At 74.2% G+C, this 16,313-nt stretch carries 10 protein-coding genes and 1 pseudogene; 6 read left to right on the top strand and 5 right to left on the bottom strand.

Translation table 11 applies throughout. From position 1 onward, the window contains the following. Window positions 1-109: 109 nt before the first annotated feature. From ACZ7OY_RS12885 to ACZ7OY_RS12875, 3 genes and pseudogenes are all read right to left on the bottom strand, one after another. Window positions 110-682: pseudogene (locus ACZ7OY_RS12885) on the bottom strand (class I SAM-dependent methyltransferase); the annotation flags it as partial. After that, window positions 679-1,296 (bottom strand): TIGR04282 family arsenosugar biosynthesis glycosyltransferase, encoded by a 618-nt coding sequence (locus ACZ7OY_RS12880; RefSeq protein ID WP_471911439.1) that lies wholly within the window; start codon window positions 1,294-1,296, stop codon window positions 679-681. The gene ACZ7OY_RS12880 and the pseudogene ACZ7OY_RS12885, both read right to left, overlap by 4 nt. After that, window positions 1,293-2,060, bottom strand: coding sequence for a glycosyltransferase family 2 protein (locus ACZ7OY_RS12875; protein WP_471911438.1), 768 nt, complete (start codon window positions 2,058-2,060; stop codon window positions 1,293-1,295). The genes ACZ7OY_RS12880 and ACZ7OY_RS12875 overlap by 4 nt, the downstream gene beginning before the upstream one ends. Window positions 2,061-2,163: 103 nt before the next feature. Between ACZ7OY_RS12875 and ACZ7OY_RS12870 the strand changes: the two genes are divergently transcribed. Beyond that, the gene (locus ACZ7OY_RS12870; RefSeq protein ID WP_471911437.1) at window positions 2,164-2,937 is read left to right on the top strand and encodes a response regulator transcription factor; all 774 of its coding nucleotides are present in this window, start codon (window positions 2,164-2,166) and stop codon (window positions 2,935-2,937) included. A gap of 3 nt (window positions 2,938-2,940) precedes the next feature. After that, window positions 2,941-4,053 (top strand): sensor histidine kinase, encoded by a 1,113-nt coding sequence (locus ACZ7OY_RS12865; protein WP_471911436.1) that lies wholly within the window; start codon window positions 2,941-2,943, stop codon window positions 4,051-4,053. 537 nt (window positions 4,054-4,590) lie between these two features. On the opposite strand, the gene ACZ7OY_RS12860 is transcribed toward ACZ7OY_RS12865, so the two are convergent. Both ACZ7OY_RS12860 and ACZ7OY_RS12855 read right to left on the bottom strand, forming a co-directional pair. Beyond that, window positions 4,591-5,598 carry an NAD-dependent epimerase/dehydratase family protein gene (locus ACZ7OY_RS12860; protein ID WP_471911435.1) on the bottom strand — a complete coding sequence of 336 codons (1,008 nt, stop codon included), beginning with the start codon at window positions 5,596-5,598 and terminating at the stop codon, window positions 4,591-4,593. A 103-nt stretch (window positions 5,599-5,701) separates the two neighbouring features. Beyond that, on the bottom strand, window positions 5,702-6,760 hold the full coding sequence (locus ACZ7OY_RS12855; RefSeq protein ID WP_471911434.1) for a PucR family transcriptional regulator: 1,059 nt from the start codon (window positions 6,758-6,760) through the stop codon (window positions 5,702-5,704). A gap of 233 nt (window positions 6,761-6,993) precedes the next feature. Between ACZ7OY_RS12855 and ACZ7OY_RS12850 the strand changes: the two genes are divergently transcribed. The 4 genes from ACZ7OY_RS12850 to pstC all read left to right on the top strand — a co-directional run bounded on the left by ACZ7OY_RS12850 (window position 6,994) and on the right by pstC (window position 16,310). Continuing rightward, entirely contained in the window at window positions 6,994-7,614 is a 621-nt protein-coding gene (locus ACZ7OY_RS12850; protein ID WP_471911433.1) for a hypothetical protein, read from the top strand. A gap of 73 nt (window positions 7,615-7,687) precedes the next feature. Further along, window positions 7,688-9,769, top strand: a complete 2,082-nt coding sequence (locus ACZ7OY_RS12845; protein WP_471911432.1) for a flotillin family protein — start codon at window positions 7,688-7,690, stop codon at window positions 9,767-9,769. Window positions 9,770-9,856: 87 nt separating this feature from the next. Continuing rightward, window positions 9,857-14,992, top strand: coding sequence for a DNA repair ATPase (locus ACZ7OY_RS12840; RefSeq protein WP_471911431.1), 5,136 nt, complete (start codon window positions 9,857-9,859; stop codon window positions 14,990-14,992). Between the two features lie 232 nt (window positions 14,993-15,224). Beyond that, window positions 15,225-16,310 carry a phosphate ABC transporter permease subunit PstC gene (pstC, locus tag ACZ7OY_RS12835; protein ID WP_471911676.1) on the top strand — a complete coding sequence of 362 codons (1,086 nt, stop codon included), beginning with the start codon at window positions 15,225-15,227 and terminating at the stop codon, window positions 16,308-16,310. Window positions 16,311-16,313: the final 3 nt, after the last annotated feature.

Here is a 16,313-nt window from a genome sequence, read left to right as displayed (position 1 = left end):
CCTCGCACTGCCAGCCCGCCCGCGCCGCGTGCCGGACCAGGGCCGGGGTGCCCAGGCGGGCCCAGGGGAAGGGGACGTCCGTGCCGCCCTGGGGTCCGGCCAGATGGACGATATGGACCTGGGCGCGTTCGTCGACGTCCACCGGCACCGTCTCCGCGATCAGCAGCCCACCGGGGACGACCAGGCGGGCGACGCGGTCGAGGAGGGCCACGGGGTCGCCGCCGATGCCGACGTTGCCGTCCAGGAGCAGGGCGGTGCTCCAGCGGCCCTCGCCGGGGACCGGATCGAACACGGACCGGCACAGCGCCCGCCCGCCGAGGCGGATCGTGTGGGCGACGGCGGCCTCGCTGACGTCGATGCCGAGGGCGGGCAGTCCGCGCGCGCCGAGGGCGGCGACCAGCCGGCCGGGCCCGCATCCGATGTCCAGCACGGTCCCCTCGCAGCGCTCCAGGACGGACCCGTCCGCGGCGTCCGCCGCCGCGCACCAGCGCTCCACCTCCAGCGGCAGCAGCCACCCGTCCGTGCGGCGCAGGAAGAGCGGGCCCTGCCCGGCGTCCAGGGCGTCGGCGTAGGCGGTGGCGGACCAGGAGGGCGGTACGCCGTCGAGGAGGCGGCGCGGCCGGCTGCCCGTACGGGCTTTCGCGGTGGTCGTCGGCGGTGCGAACTCACGGGAGGTGCTCATCGGCCGGTTACCGCCCGGAGTCGTCCCAGTTCCGCGGCGAAGCGGGTGCGGGGCGCCGACCCGGCGACCGCCTCGGCGTCCTGGACGGTGTCCACGTCCCGCAGCCGCGGCAGATCGCGTACCCGCAGCCCGGCGGCGACCAGCCGTGCGCGCTGGACCGCACCCGTCGTCGGACTCGACATCGGCACCCCGCGCACCAGCGCGGGGTCGGGGTGGGCGAGGCCCAGAGCCCAGAAACCGCCGTCCTCGGCGGGGCCGAACCAGGCGTCGTGGCCGGTGAAGTCCACGGTGAGCAGCTCGGGCGTCACCTGCGGGGTGTCCATGCCGATCAGCAGGGCCGGGCCGGCGCAACCGGCGAAGGCGGCGGCAAGCCGTTCGTCGAGGCCGCCCGCGCACTGCGGTACGACGTCGAAGCCGGGCGGCAGCCAGGGACCGGGCCGTCCCTCCAGCACCAGCACGCGGCGCCGCGCGGGGGTCGCCGCCACGGTGCGCAGTGTGTCCACGAGGGCCGCCTCCGCGAGCCGGGCGGCGTCGCGGGGAGTGAACGGCGGGGTGAGCCGGGTCTTCACCCGCCCCGGCAGCGGTTCCTTGGCGATGACGAGAAGGCTGGTCACTGGGAGTTTCCCCCTTGCTGAGAGGAGAGCGGGCCGGGGGTTCCGCGGCCCCGGCCCGGGGGGCCGTCCCGGCGCGGCAGCGGCGGCTCGGCCAGCACGCGGCGCATGTCGCGTACCGCCTGCCAGGTCCCGCGCCAGGTCCCGGTCACCTTCGAGGCGCCGGTGCGCGGGAGGTAGGGCACGTCGTGCTCGGTGACCCGCCAGTCGGCGTCGGCGGCCCGGACCACCATCTGGAGCGGGTACCCACTCCGGCGGTCGGTGAGCATGAGCGCGAGCAAAGAGGTGCGGCGCGCGGCCCGCAGCGGGCCGAGGTCGTGCAGGCGCAGGCCGGTGCGGCGGCGCAGCATCCGGGCGAGCGCGAGGTTGCCGGCCCGTGCGTGCGCGGGCCAGCTGCCCCGGCCCTGCGGGCGGCGCCGCCCGAGCACGAGGTCGGCCGCACCGGACCGTACCTCGTGGACGAAGGGGACGAGCAGCGACGGGTCGAGCGAGGCGTCGCAGTCGCAGAAGCACACGATGTCCGCGGTGGCCGCGGTCAGACCCGCGTGGCAGGCGGCGCCGAAGCCACGGCGCGGCTCGTGCACGACGGTCGCGCCGAGGCTGCGGGCGAGCTCGGCCGAGCCGTCCGTGGAGCCGTTGTCCACGACGAGCGCGCGCCAGCCCGGCGGGATGCGCTCCAGCACCCAGGGCAGGGCTCCGGCCTCGTTCAGGCAGGGGAGCACCACATCGACGTCCGATGGTGGAGGAGAGGTCGTCACGCTTCTCACCCTACGGACGCCAAAGCCGCATATCGGACGTCAGCTCCTTACGAAACACGGACGTCGGCGGCGGCGGACGGCACCGGCGGCCGTACGGTGCGAGGCTGGCCGCATGGAGCAACAGCCGAACGGGTCGACGCGGGCCGGGGCCGCCCGGGTCCTGGTCGTCGACGACGATCCCACCGTGGCCGAGGTCGTCTCCGGCTACCTCGACCGTGCCGGGTACGACGTGGACCGCGCCGGGGACGGGCCGGCCGCGCTGGCCCGCGCCGCCGCGCACCGGCCGGATCTGGTGGTGCTCGACCTGATGCTGCCCGGCATCGACGGCCTCGAGGTCTGCCGGAGGATCCGGGAGCGCGGCCCGGTGCCGGTCATCATGCTGACCGCGCGCGGCGACGAGGACGACCGGATCCTGGGGCTGGAGGTGGGCGCGGACGACTACGTCACCAAGCCGTTCAGCCCCCGGGAGCTGGTACTGAGGGTGGAGTCGGTCCTGCGCCGCACCCGGTCCGCCGGGAGCGGAGGGCCGGGCACCGGGGCGCGCCCGCTGAGCGCGGCCGGTCTGACCGCGGACCCGGCCGCCCGCCGTGCCACCAAGAACGGCACCGAACTCGCCCTCACCCTGCGCGAGTTCGACCTTCTCGCCTTCTTCCTGCGGCATCCCGGCCGGGCGTTCGGCCGCGAGGACCTCATGCGCGAGGTCTGGGGCTGGGAATTCGGCGACCTGTCGACCGTCACGGTCCATGTCCGCCGACTGCGCGGCAAGATCGAGGACGACCCGGCCAGGCCCCGGCTGATCCAGACGGTGTGGGGGGTGGGGTACCGCTTCGAGACGGCCGGGTCCGCATCCGCCCCCGCACCCGGTACGACGGCGGGGGAGGTGTGACCTGTGCGCGACATACTCCTCATCGCACTGTTCGCCTTCCTCGGGGCCGTCGCCGCCGGGGTGGCGGGCGCGGCCGTGCTGTGGCTGATCCGGCGGCGGTCGCTGACCGCGTCGCTCGCCGTCGTCGTCGCCGTGGCGGTGACCGCGATGCTCGCGGGGACGCTGGCCGTGGCCTGGGCGATGTTCCTGTCCGCGCACGATCTGAGCGTCGTGACGACGGTCGTCGCGATGGCGGCCGTCGTGTCCCTGGCGACCGCGCTGCTGCTGGGCCGCTGGGTGGTCGCCCGCAGCCGGGCGCTCACGCAGGCCGCCCGGTCCTTCGGCGACGGCGGCGACTTCGCCGCACCCGACGGCCCGGCGACCGCCGAGCTGGAGGCGCTGAGCAGGGCACTCGCCGAGACCAGCGCGAAGCTCGCCGAGTCCCGCGACCGTGAACGGGCCCTGGAGTCCTCCCGCCGGGAGCTCGTCGCCTGGATCTCGCACGACCTGCGCACCCCGCTCGCCGGTCTGCGCGCGATGTCCGAGGCACTGGAGGACGGGGTCGCCGCCGACCCGGCCCGCTATCTGCGCCAGATCCGCACCGAGGTCGAGCGGCTCAACGACATGGTGGGCGACCTGTTCGAACTGTCCCGCATCCACGCCGGCGCCCTCGCCCTGTCCACGTCCCGGATGTCGCTGTACGACCTGATCGGCGACGCCCTCGCGGGAGTCGACCCGCTCGCCCGCGAGCACGGCGTACGGCTCGTCGGCGGCCGCATCGAACCGGTGCCGGTGGAGGTGGACGGCAGGGAGATGAGCCGGGTTCTGGGGAACCTGCTGGTCAACGCGATCCGCCGGACCCCGGCGGACGGCACGGTCGCGGTGGCGGCCGAACGGTCGCCCGAGGGCGTGGTCCTCTCGGTGACGGACGGCTGCGGCGGTATCCCCGAGGCGGATCTGCCGCGGGTCTTCGACACCGGCTGGCGCGGGACGCACGCGCGTACGCCTCCGGCCGGCGCGGGCCTCGGTCTCGCCATCGTCCGCGGCATCGTGGAGGCCCACCAGGGACGGGCCGCCGTACGCAACATCCCCGGCGGCTGCTGCTTCGAGGTGATCCTGCCGACGGCCCACGCCTGAGCGTGCCCGCACGGGCCGGTCCGGGCGTTCGGGCCGGTTCCGGGCTTGCGGTGCGGGCTCGCGCGGCAGGGCGTTGGGGCCGGTTCCGGGCTTGCGGTGCGTGCCCGCGCGGCAAGGCGGTCGGGGTTGGGCCTTTCGTCCGGCGTGCCTGCGCGGCAGGGCGTTCGGGCCGGTCCCGGGCCCGCGGTGCGTGCTCGTGCGGCAGGGCGGTCGGGGTTGGGCCTCTCGTCCGGCGTGCCCGTGCGGCAGGGCGGTCGGGCCGGTCCCGGGCTTGCGGTGCTTGCCCGTGCGGCAGGGCGTTCGGGCCGGTTCCGGGCTTGCGGTGCGGGCTCGTGCGGCGGGGCGTTCGGGCCGGTTCCGGGCTTGCGGTGCGGGCTCGTGCGGCGGGGCGTTCGGGCCGGTTCCGGGCTTGCGGTGCGGGCTCGCGCGGCAAGGCGGTCGGGGTTGGGCCTTTCGTCCGGCGGGCTCGCGCGGCAGGGCGGTCGGGGCCGGGCCTGCCGTGCGGCGTGCCCGGCCGCCGGAGCGGTCGGCCGGGATCTACCCGGCGTCTCCGGCCAGGCGGGCCCGGGCGAACTCGCGCATACCTTCCTGGAACCCCGTTCCGGCCTGCCAGCCCAGTTCGGTCCGCAGCCGGGTGGAGTCCGCGGTGATGTGGCGCACGTCGCCGAGCCGGTACTCCCCGGTGACGACGGGCTCCGGCCCGCCGGCGGCGGCCGCCAGCGCCCGGGCCATCTCGCCGACGGTGTGCGGCTCGCCGCTGCCGGTGTTGTACGCGGTCAGTGCCCCCTCCCGGGGGACGGCCGTGAGAGCGGCCAGGTTGGCCGCCGCGACATCCCGTACGTGCACGAAGTCCCGGCGCTGCGCGCCGTCCTCGAAGACGCGGGGGGCCTCGCCGCGGGCGAGCGCGGAGCGGAAGAAGGAGGCGACGCCCGCGTACGGGGTGTCGCGGGGCATCCGGGGCCCGTACACGTTGTGATAGCGCAGCGACACGGCCGAACCACCGGTCGCGCGGGCCCACGCGGCGGCCAGATGCTCCTGGGCGAGCTTGGTGGCCGCGTACACGTTGCGCGGGTCCGCCGGGGCGTCCTCGCCGACCAGCCCCGGTGTCAGCTCCTCGCCGCAGTGCGGGCACCGGGGCTCGAACCGTCCGGCTTCCAGGTCGGCGACGGCCCGCGGCCCCGGCCGCACCACCCCGTGCCCTTCGCACCGGTAGCGCCCCTCGCCGTACACCACCATCGACCCGGCCAGTACGAGCCGGCCCACGCCCGCCGCGGCCATCGCCGTGAGCAGCACGGCCGTACCGAGGTCGTTGCGGGAGACGTACTCCGCCGCGTCGGCGAAGCCGTTGCCCAGTCCGACCATCGCCGCCTGGTGGCACACGGCGTCCACGCCGGACAGGGCTTGCCGCACCGCCGCCGCGTCGCGGACGTCGGCACCCGGTTCCGTGCGCACGTCGAACACGACGGCCTCGTGCCCGTGTTCCGCCAGCGTCTCGACGACATGGGACCCGATGAACCCGGCACCGCCGGTGACCAGTACACGCATGGCCTGCACGCTAGATCCCGGGCCCGCGCCGCACCGGTGCCACGCCGCACACGTCACCGGTCCGTAAGACCTGGCCCGGGCCGGGCCTCGGGTGCCGGCCGGGTCACAGGCCGGTGGCCGGCCAGTCCAGCAGCCGGGCGCCGATGACCGCGGTCTGGAGCATGTACCGGTGCGTCGGGGAGGCCGGGTCGGCGCCGGTGAGCTGGTGGATGCGTTCCAGACGGTACGTCAGGGCGCGCACGCTCAGCGACAGCCGCCGGGCGGCCTCCGCGGCGACGCAGCCGCATTCGAAGTAGACGGTGAGGGTGTCGAGCAGCGGCTGCGCGCCGCCGCGGGCGGCGGTGAGCGGGCCGAGGGCGTTCAGGACGAGGTCGGCCATGGCCTGCCGGTCACGGGCGAGGACGGGATAGACCAGCAGGTCGGCGGCCCGCAGGACGGGGCCGTCGAGCTGGAGGCGCCCGGCCAGGTCGAGGCTGTTCAGCGCCTCCTCGTAGGACTGCCTGATGCCGCCGGGGCCGGGCTGCGCGCGGCCGATCGCGATCAGCCCGCCGTCCGTCGCCGCGTGCGCCTGCCGGGCGAAGTGGACGAGCACCTCGTCCTGGTCGCCCGGCGCGACGCACAGCAGCCGGCCCTCCTTCGTGGTGAGCAGGACGCCGCGGTTGCCGAAGCGGCCGATGAGCGCCTGCTCCACCTGGCGTGCGGCCGGGTCGCCCTCGTCGTAGGCGGCCGGTCCCTGGGCGACCGCGACGGCGTGCGTGTGGGACAGGAGCAGGCCGAAGCGTTCGGCGCGTTCGGCGAGCCGGCCCAGGTTGCTGCGGCCGTGGAGCAGGTCGTCGATGAACTCCCGGCGGGCGGCCTCCTCCTGGCGTACGGCCAGGCGCTGGGCGCGTTCGTAGCCCTCGGCGAAGGCGTCGACGGCCTGGTGCATGGCGGCGAGGGTGCTGTCGGCCGTGCGGAGGGTGCCGGGCCAGGCGGCGCGGGTGGCGGCCAGATGGGCGCCGACCAGGGCGCGCAGTCCGTGGCCGGATTCGGCGGCCCGTTCGCCGAGGGCGCGCCGTGCCTCGATCTCGTCGCGGGTCAGCCGGCGGCCGGATACCGCGACGTCCGCCAGGAGTTGGGCGTACCCGGTCAGATACTGCTCGGGTATCTCCCGTTCCGACACCCTGCCCCCGCCCTCTTGACGCTTCGGTGACGCGTTCCTGACGCCGACCGGCAGGGAGACCTTAGTGAACATTGCCGGAGACCGGCAATGCGCGAAGCGTTCATGGAACTGCACCATGGGCGCAGGGGAGCACCACGGACGGTTCTGATGCCGGGCACCGGCAAGGTGTCCGGCGTCCGTGCCCGGTGGGGAGCCGTGGCGGGGGGTCGCCGCGGCGGAACGAGGGAGGGGACATGCAGGCGTTTCTGACGGCCGTCACCGGCTTTCCGACGCTGCTGTTCACGTCCGCCCTGGTCGTGGTCGTCGCCTTCTGGCTCCTGGTCGCGTTCGGCGCGGCCGAGACGCACGGCTTCGACGCCCATGCGCATGGGCACTTCGACGGGTGGGGGCTGGGCGGGGTGCCGGTGACGGTGGCCTTCTCGCTGCTGACGGCGTTCGCCTGGTTCTTCAGTCTGAGCGCGACCGTCCTGCTGGAGCCGCTCGTGCCGCCGGGTGTGCCGCGGGTGCTGGGCGGGGTGGCGGTACTGGTCGGCGCCGTGCTGCTCGCCCGGTGGCTCACCCGGCTGCTGGTGCGGCCGCTGCACCGGCTGCTGCCCGACGAACGAGGGCCGTCCCGGCTGGACTTCGTCGGGCTGACCTGCACCATCCGTACCGGACGGGTGGGCGTCGGCTTCGGTCAGGCGGAGGTCGCGGCCGCGGACGGCTCGACCGCGCTGGTCCAGGTCCGCCAGACCGGCGTCGACCGGCTGGGCAGCGGAAGCACCGGCCTGCTGTACGCCTACGACGACGCCGGCGAGTTCTTCTGGGTCGCGCCGTACGACGCGGCGCTCGACCCGCGCGGCGACCCGACCTGAGAGCCGCGCGCCCCGCCGGCCACCGCACGCCTCACGCTTCACCTCTTTCTCTTACGCCTCAAGGACGTATGTCATGGATGCCATCACTGTGGGCCTCGCCGTGCTCGTCGCCGTTGTCCTCCTCGTCGCGGTCGCGTCGCTGTTCATGCTCAGCACGCTGTTCCGCAAGGTGGAGCAGGGCCGGGCGCTGATCATCTCCAAGACGAAGAAGGTGGACGTCACCTTCACCGGCGCGGTGGTGCTGCCCGTGCTGCACAAGGCCGAGTACATGGACATCTCGGTGAAGACGATCGAGATCCGCCGCACCGGCCGCGAGGGTCTGATCTGCCAGGACAACATCCGGGCCGACATCCACATCAGCTTCTTCGTGCGCGTCAACAAGACCGTCGAGGACGTCATCAAGGTCGCGCAGGCGATCGGCACCCAGACCGCCAGCGACCCGGCGGCCATCCAGGACTTCTTCGCGGCCAAGTTCTCCGAGGCGCTCAAGACGGTCGGCAAGCAGCTCGACTTCGTGGACCTCTACACCAAGCGCGAGGAGTTCCGGGACCGGATCATCCAGGTCATCGGCACCGACCTGAACGGATATCACCTCGACGACGCGGCGATCGACTTCCTGGAGCAGACGCCGATGTCGCAGCTGGACGCGGCGAACATCCTGGACGCCCAGGGCATCCGCAAGATCACCGAGCTGACGACGGTCGAGCACGTGCGGACCAACGAGTTCCAGCGCACCGAGGAGAAGGAGATCACCCGGCAGAACGTCGACGCCCGGGAGACCATCCTGGAGCTGGAGCGCCGGCAGGCCGAGGCGGAGATCAAGCAGCGGCGCGAGGTCGAGACGCTGCGGGCGCGCGAGGAGGCCGCCACCGCGAAGGTGCAGGAGGAGGAACGCCTCGGCGCGCAGGGCGCGTTCCTGCGGACCGAGGAGCAGCTCGGCGTCCAGCGGGAGAACCAGGCCCGGGAGATCGCCGTGGCGCAGAAGAACCGCGAGCGGGTCATCGCCGTCGAGAACGAGCGGATCGAGAAGGACCGCCTGCTGGAGGTCATCGCCCGGGAGCGGGAGACCGCGCTGTCGGTCATCGCCAAGGACAAGGAGGTCGAGGCGGAGCGCCGCGAGGTCGCGGACGTGGTGCGGGAGCGGATCGCCGTGGACCGTACGGTCGCCGAGCAGGAGGAGGCGATCAAGAAGCTGCGGGTGGTCGAGGAGGCCGAGCGGACCCGCCAGTCGGTGATCATCGCGGCCGAGGCGGAGGCCCAGGAGAAGCTGGTCAAGGACATCAAGGCGGCCGAGGCCGCGGAGGTGGCGGCCCGGCACCGGTCCGCCGAGCAGCTGACGCTCGCGGAGGCCCGGCTGAAGTCGGCCGACCTCGACGCCCGTGCCAAGCTGCGGCTCGCCGAGGGCGTCCAGGCGGAGACGGCCGCGGCCGGTCTCGCCGAGGTGCAGGTCCGCGACAAGGAGGCCGAGGTCGTCGAGAAGGCCGGGCGGGCCCAGGCCGTGGCCACCGGGGCGCGGATGCAGGCGGAGGCGGAGGGCACCGAGGCGCTGCTGCGGGCCGAGGCCGAGGGCGCGCGGGCCAAGGCGCTCGCGGAGGCCACCGCGATCGGCGAGAAGCTCAAGGCCGAGGCGGCGGGTCTGACCGAGAAGGCGGCCGCGATGGCGGCCCTCGACGACGCCTCGCGCGGTCACGAGGAGTACCGGCTGCGGCTCCAGGCGGAGAAGGAGATCCGGCTGGCCGGTCTCGACGCGCAGCGGCAGGTCGCCGAGGCGCAGGCCACGGTGCTGGCCACGGGTCTGGAGCACGCCGACATCGACATCGTCGGCGGGGAGTCCGTGTTCTTCGACCGGCTGGTGAACTCGATCGCGCTGGGCAGGAGCGTCGACGGGTTCCTGGAGAACTCCGCGACGGCACAGGCGCTGGCGAAGCCCTGGCTGGACGGGTCGTCGAGCTTCACCGAGGACCTCGGCCGCCTCCTCGGCCAGGTGTCGACGGCGGACGTGCAGAACCTGACGGTGTCCGCGCTGCTGATGCAGCTCATGAAGTCGGGCGGCTCTCCACAGGCCGGGCGGCTCCAGCAGCTCATGGACCGGGCCGGCGAGCTGGGTCTGTCCGACCTGCCGCTCACCGCGCTGAACGGCAGCTCCCGGGTCTGAGCGCCGCGCCCGTGGCCCGCAGCCGCCGCGCAGGGGACGGCGGCTGCGGGCCGTACCGCCCGAACGTCTCGAAGGGAACCCGACCCCATGGCAACCGGCCTGGACACCGCCGCGGACCCCGGCCCGAGGACCGCTCCGGACTCCGCCGCGGGCCCCGGTCCGAGGACCGCACCGGTCTCCGCAGCGGACCCCGGTCCGAAGACCGCTCCGGACTCCGCAGCGGGTCCCGGCCCGAGGACCGCACCCGGCTCCGCAGCGGGTCCCGGCCCGAGGACCGCTTCTGACACCGCCGCGGACCCCCGCCTGGACGCCGGCACGTACGAGGTGCTGCGCGACCGGCTGGCCGCACAGGCCGAGGACCTGGCCCGCCGCGCGCAGGCCCTCGACTCCCGCCGTGTGCAGGAGTTCGGCGCGACCCGGCTCGCGCTCGCCGGGACCGGACAGCTGCGCACCGAACGGGCCTGCGTGCCCGCCGACGTCGTGGCCGTCGGGGACCGTCTGCTGTTCGGCGCCCACACCGTCCTCGGGCTGCGGGCCGAGGCGGCCGTCGGCGACGTCCTCACCCTGCGCGACCGCGACCTGAACCGGCTGCCCGAGGACGCGGTGCCCGGTCTGCTGGACGACCCCGGCTTCGTCCGCGAGTTCGCCGCCCTGCACCGCTACTACCGCGACACCCGCCTGCTGCGGCTGCGCCACGTCGACGGCCGGCTGCTCGCCGTCTTCCGCACCGGGGAGAAGCCGGACGACATCCGGGTGCTGCGCTGGGCGCTCGCCGACGACGGCCGGGTGACGTTCCTCGACGCGCGTGGCGAGCGCGACCACGTCTTCCCGCCGTCCCACGACTTCACCTGGACCGAGACCACCCGCGAGGACCACGTCCCGGGCCGTCGGCCGCACGTGTCCGTCGAGGGCGAGGTCTTCGTCGCGACCGTCGGCGGCAGCCTCACCGTCAAGACCGAGGACGACACGGAGACGGACCGGGCGATCCACACCGAGCCGGTCGACGAACCCCTCCAGTCCCTCGCCGACGCGGACATCCAGTACGCGCGGGTGGGCGCCCTGCTCCTGCTGCGGGTGCGCCCCTACAAGGAGACCGCCTGGCGCCACTTCGTCCTCCACACCCTGACGAAGACCGTGGTCCGGCTCGACGCCGTCGGGCAGTCCTGCCGCCGGCTGCCCGAGGACCGGGGCATCGTCTTTCCCGGCGGCTACTGCCTCGCGGCGACGGGCGCCCACCGGACCTTCGACCTCGACACCGAGGGCCTGGAGTTCGAGCGCGAGGTGCGCTCGCCCAACGGCGAGGACGTGCTGTACGCGTACCACGCGCCCGGCGCGGGGCGCAGTCTCCTGCTGCCGTACAACCTGATCCGCAAGGAGATCTCCACCCCGCTGACCTGCCAGGGATGGGCGCTCTTCGACGACGGATCGCTGACCGTGCTGCGCACCGACCCGGCCGGTGCCGAACCGGCCCGGGTGCATCCGCTCCAGCTGTGGACGTCGCCGTACGAGTCCGACACCCGCGCCGCCGCCCGGCCGGCCGGCTCCGGACCGCTGTCCCGGATCGGCAACGCCGACCTCGTACGGGGCATCTCCGACTGTCTGACCCTCGCCGGGTCCGTCGCCGGGACACCCCCCACGACCGGGGTGTACGAGGCCCTGCGCGCCGCTTGCGTCCGGATCGCCGACACCCACCACTGGCTGGGCGAGCCCGGACTCGGCGATCTGCGCACCCCGTTGGACGCGGTCCGGGACACGGCCGGGCAGGTCGTCACCGAGTTCGAGACGGTCCGGACGCTGACCCGCCGGGCCGCCGACGCCCTCGACGAGTCCGCGGAGCGGATCACCTCGCTCGTGCGGCGGCTGCGCGGCGAGGCCCCCCGCGACGCCGCCTCCTGGGTCACGGGACTGACCGAACTGCGGCACGCCCAGGGCCGGTTGCTGAACCTGAAGGAGCTGCGGTACGCCGACACCGCCCGCATCGACGAGCTCGCCGCCGGGGTCGGCACCGACCTCGCCTCGTTCGGGCAGCGCGCGGTGGCCTTCCTGGCCCGCGAGGACGCCCTGGCCGGTCACCACCAGCAGATCGAGCGGCTGCTCGCGGCCGCCGAGGTGATCCCTACGGCCGCCGAGGCCGCACCCCTGACCGGCCGGCTCGACGAGCTCGACGACGGCCTGCGCACGGTCACCGAGGTGGTCGCCGGACTCGACATCGGCGACGCCACCGTGCGCACCTCGATCCTGGAGCGTGTCGCCGAGGTGCTGGGCGGTGTCAACCGGGTCCGCGCCACCCTCGACGCCCGCCGCCGCGAACTGCGCGAGAACGAGGGGCGCGCCGAGTTCGCCGCCGAGTTCGCGCTGCTGGGGCAGTCGGTCGTCGGTGCCCTCGCGGCGGCCGACAGCGAGGAGGCGTGCGACAGCCGGCTCGCCGCCCTGCTGGTGCAGCTGGAGAACCTCGAAGCCCGCTTCTCCGGGTTCGACGACTTCCTCGGCGAGCTCGCGGACCGGCGGACCGAGGTGTACGAGGCGTTCGCCGCCCGCAAGCAGACCCTCGCCGACGCCCGCGCCCGCCGCACCGAACAGCTGGCGGCCGCCGCCGCACGCGTCCTTGCGACCCTCGCCCGCCGCGCCGCCGCACTGGACACCGCCGACGCGATCAGCACGTTCTTCACCTCCGACCCGTTGGTCGAGAAGGTCCGGCGCACCGCCGGCGAACTGCGCGCACTCGGCGACCCGGGCCGGGCGGAAGAGCTGACGGGGCACCTGAAGGCGGCCCGCCAGGACGCGCACCGCGCGCTGCGCGACCGCACCGACCTGTACACCGACGGCGGCCGCACCCTGCGCCTCGGACGGCACACCTTCGCCGTCAACACCCAGCCCCTCGACCTCGCGCTGGTCCCCCACGGCGACGGTCTCGCCCTCGCGCTCACCGGCACCGACTACCGGGCCCCGGTCACCGACCCGGACTTCGCCGCCACCCGCCCCTACTGGGACCGGCCGCTGCCCTCCGAGTCCGCGGCCGTCTACCGCGGCGAGCACCTCGCGGCCCGGCTGCTGGCCGAGCACGGCCCCGCCGCCCTGGCGGAGGCCGACCTGCCCGCGCTGGTGAGCCGGGCGGCGCAGACGGCGTACGACGAGGGCTACGAGCGCGGGGTGCACGACCACGACGCCACCGCGATCCTCACCGCGCTGCTGCGGCTGCACGCGGGCGCGGGCGTGCTGCGCCACGAGAGCGCCGCCCGCGCCGCCGCCCAGCTGTTCTGGGCGCACGGCACCGGCGCCGCCCGGCGCCAGAGTCTGACCCGGCGGGCGGTGTCGCTGGCCCGGGCCCGGGAGACGTTCGGGACCGTGCCCGCGATCGCGGACCTCCAGGCGGAACTGGCGGCCGAGATCGGCCCGGCGGCGGCCGCGTACCTCTTCGAGGAGCTGACGACCGGCCCCGAGGGCTTCGTCATCGGCGCGGCCGGCCGCACCCTCCTCGACAAGTTCCGCCGCACGGTCGGCACATCGGCCTACGAGCAGGACCTCGCCGCCCTCGACAGCCTCGACGAGCGCCGGCAGCTGGTCGAGGGGTGGCTGTCCGCGTACACCGCCGCCACCGGCGCGGACACCGGCCCCGGGGACCTCGCCGAGGCCGTCGCCGCCGAACTCTGCCCGGAGCTGGTGCGCCACGACAGCGAGGCACCGCTGACCGCGGCCGTGACTGGGCTGCTCGGCACCCATCCGCGCATCACCCGCCGCACCCTCACCCTGCGCCTCGACGAGTTCCTCGCCCGCACCGACGACTTCCGCGCCCACGCCGTCCCCGGCCACCGCGCCTACACCGCCCGGCGCACCGCGCTGCTCGCCGCCGAGCGCTCCCGGCTGCGGATCGACGAGCTGCGGCCGCGGGTGCTGACCACGTTCGTGCGCAACCGTCTCGTCGACGAGGTCTGTCTGCCGCTCGTCGGCGACAGTCTCGCCCGGCAGATCGGCACCTCGGACGAGTCCAGGCGCACCGACACCGGCGGTCTGCTGCTGCTCGTCTCCCCGCCCGGCTACGGCAAGACGACCCTCATGGAGTACGTCGCCGACCGCCTCGGCCTCGTCCTGGTCAAGGTCGACGGCCCCGCGCTCGGTCACGGCGTCACCTCGCTCGACCCGGCCGAGGCCCCGAACGCGACCGCCCGGCGCGAGGTCGAGCGGATCAACTTCGCGCTGGCGGCGGGCAGCAACACCCTGCTCTACCTCGACGACATCCAGCACACCTCGCCCGAACTGCTCCAGCGGTTCATCCCGTTGTGCGACGCCACCCGCCGGATGGAGGGCGTCCACGACGGCGAGCCCCGCACCTACGACCTGCGCGGCAAACGCTTCGCCGTCTGCATGGCGGGCAACCCCTACACCGAGTCCGGAAGCCGCTTCACGGTTCCCGACATGCTCGCCAGCCGGGCCGACGTGTGGAACCTCGGCGACGTGCTCACCGGCAAGGAGGACGCCTTCTCCGTCAGCTTCGTGGAGAACGCCCTTACCGCGAACCCGGTGCTGGCCCCGCTGGCCGGCCGTGACCGCGCCGACCTCGACCTGCTGCTGCGGCTGGCGGCCGACGACCCCACGGCGCGCGTGGACGACCTCGCCCACCCCTGTGCACCCGCCGAACTCGACCGGATCCGTGCCGTTCTGCGCCATCTGCTCACCGCGCGCGAGACGGTCCTCGCCGTCAACTCCGCCTACATCGCCTCCGCCGCGCAGAGCGACGACGCCCGCACCGAGCCGCCGTTCCGGCTCCAGGGCTCCTACCGCGACATGAACAAGATCGTCCAGGCGATCCGGCCGGTCATGAACGACGCCGAACTCGACGCCGTCGTCGACGACCACTACCGGGCCGAGGCCCAGACCCTCACCACCGGGGCCGAGGCCAACCTGCTCAAACTGGCCGAGCTGCGCGGCACGTTGTCCGGTGCGCAGGCCGCGCGCTGGGCCGAGGTGAAGGCGTCGTACCTGCGCGCCCGGGGACTCGGCGGACCCGTCGGCGGCCCGCTCCCCGGGACGACGCCCGTGACCACGAGCGCGACGACGAGCGCGACGGCGAACGCGACGGCGAACGCGATCGCGGCCGGGGCGACGGCCGAGGCGTTGACCGGTGCGCTGAGCGAGGCGGTGGCCGCGCTCGGGCTGCTCGCCGAGCGGGTCGCCGCCGTCGAGTCGGCCATCACGCGGGCCGGCACGCCCCGTCCGCCCGTCTGACCTGCCCGGATTCGTCAGGTCGTACGGGACACACGGGATTTACGGGACCTGTCGCGCGATGTCCGCCAGGGCTGGTTCTGTCAGGGGGAGTTCAGGTCCGGCGCGATGTAAGTCCGCACGCACAACTAGCCCACTGAAATGACATGAACGATTCACTCGGTGTCCACAATTGGCGCGTCGGGACGACAGGATCCGGCCATTGACTCTCCCCGCACGGCTGCCTTCCGGCGCCGTGCGGGGAGAGTCGTTTTCGGGTGAGGGGCGTACGTACGTGGAGTCCGAGCAGGAAGAACCCGACAGACCCGGGGGGGACATACCCGGGAATGTCGAACCGGAGGGGAAAGAATCGTTTCCTCGGCGGCCTCATGCGGGGCGCGGTCTCGGTGACCGGATCTTCCGGGTCCAGCTGACGGCCACCGGGGTGGTGGTTCTGGCCATCATGGCGGCCGTGGGCCTGTTCCTGCTGATGAGAGCCGGTCAGGCGCTCAGCGTCACCGGCCTGTCGTTCCTCACCACCCCCGAATGGCAGCCGGACGTCCACCGGTTCGGCATCGCGGCCGTGCTGACGGGAACGCTGCTGATCGCCGCCGTGGCCGTGACCCTGTCCGTGCCGCTGGCCCTCGGGACCGCGCTGTTCATCTCCGACGTGGCCCCGCGCCGGCTGCGCCGTACCCTCGTCACCCTGGTCGACCTGATGGCCGCCGTGCCCTCGGTGGTCTACGGGCTCTGGGGGCTGTTCTTCCTCCAGCAGCACGTGATCGGCCTGTCGCGCTGGCTGTCCGACTGGTTCGGGTGGATCCCCCTGTTCACGGTGGACGGCACCCAGCCCGGCGACCCGCTCGCCACCGACAGCGTCTACACCGCCTCCACCTTCATCGCCGGGATCGTCGTCGCGCTGATGGTCGCGCCGATCCAGTGCTCGGTGATGCGCGAAGTGTTCGCCCAGGCCCCGGCGGGCGAGCGCGAGGGCGCGTACGCGCTGGGCGCCACCCGCTGGGGAATGATCCGCGCGGTGATCCTGCCGTACGGCAAGGGCGGCATCATCGGCGGCACGATGCTGGGCCTCGGCCGGGCGCTCGGCGAGACGATCGCCGTGTACCTGATCATCTCGCCGGTCTTCACCATCCAGCCGCACATCCTCCAGACCGGCTCGAACTCGGTGTCCTCGCTGATCGCCCTGCACTACGGCGACGCGTCGCCCTTCGGCATGTCGGCGCTGATGGCGGCCGGCCTGGCCCTGTTCCTGCTGACGCTGGCGGTCAACTTCACCGCCTCCTCCATCGCCGCCCGCTCGCGCTCCGGCGCGCAGAGCGACTGAGAG

It is taken from the genome of Streptomyces sp. NPDC107559 (assembly GCF_055657365.1).
The sequence above is the reverse complement of the archived record's forward strand: the minus strand, read 5'-3'. Positions and strand labels throughout refer to the sequence as shown.

What these genes read in the sequence shown, in the direction of transcription:
- ACZ7OY_RS12850 (WP_471911433.1), top strand. Translation starts at nt 6,994, where the DNA reads ATGCAGGCGTTTCTGACGGCCGTCACCGGCTTTCCGACGCTGCTGTTC.
- ACZ7OY_RS12860 (WP_471911435.1), bottom strand. Translation starts at nt 5,598, where the DNA reads ATGCGTGTACTGGTCACCGGCGGTGCCGGGTTCATCGGGTCCCATGTC.
- ACZ7OY_RS12840 (WP_471911431.1), top strand. Translation starts at nt 9,857, where the DNA reads ATGGCAACCGGCCTGGACACCGCCGCGGACCCCGGCCCGAGGACCGCT.
- ACZ7OY_RS12845 (WP_471911432.1), top strand. Translation starts at nt 7,688, where the DNA reads ATGGATGCCATCACTGTGGGCCTCGCCGTGCTCGTCGCCGTTGTCCTC.
- ACZ7OY_RS12870 (WP_471911437.1), top strand. Translation starts at nt 2,164, where the DNA reads ATGGAGCAACAGCCGAACGGGTCGACGCGGGCCGGGGCCGCCCGGGTC.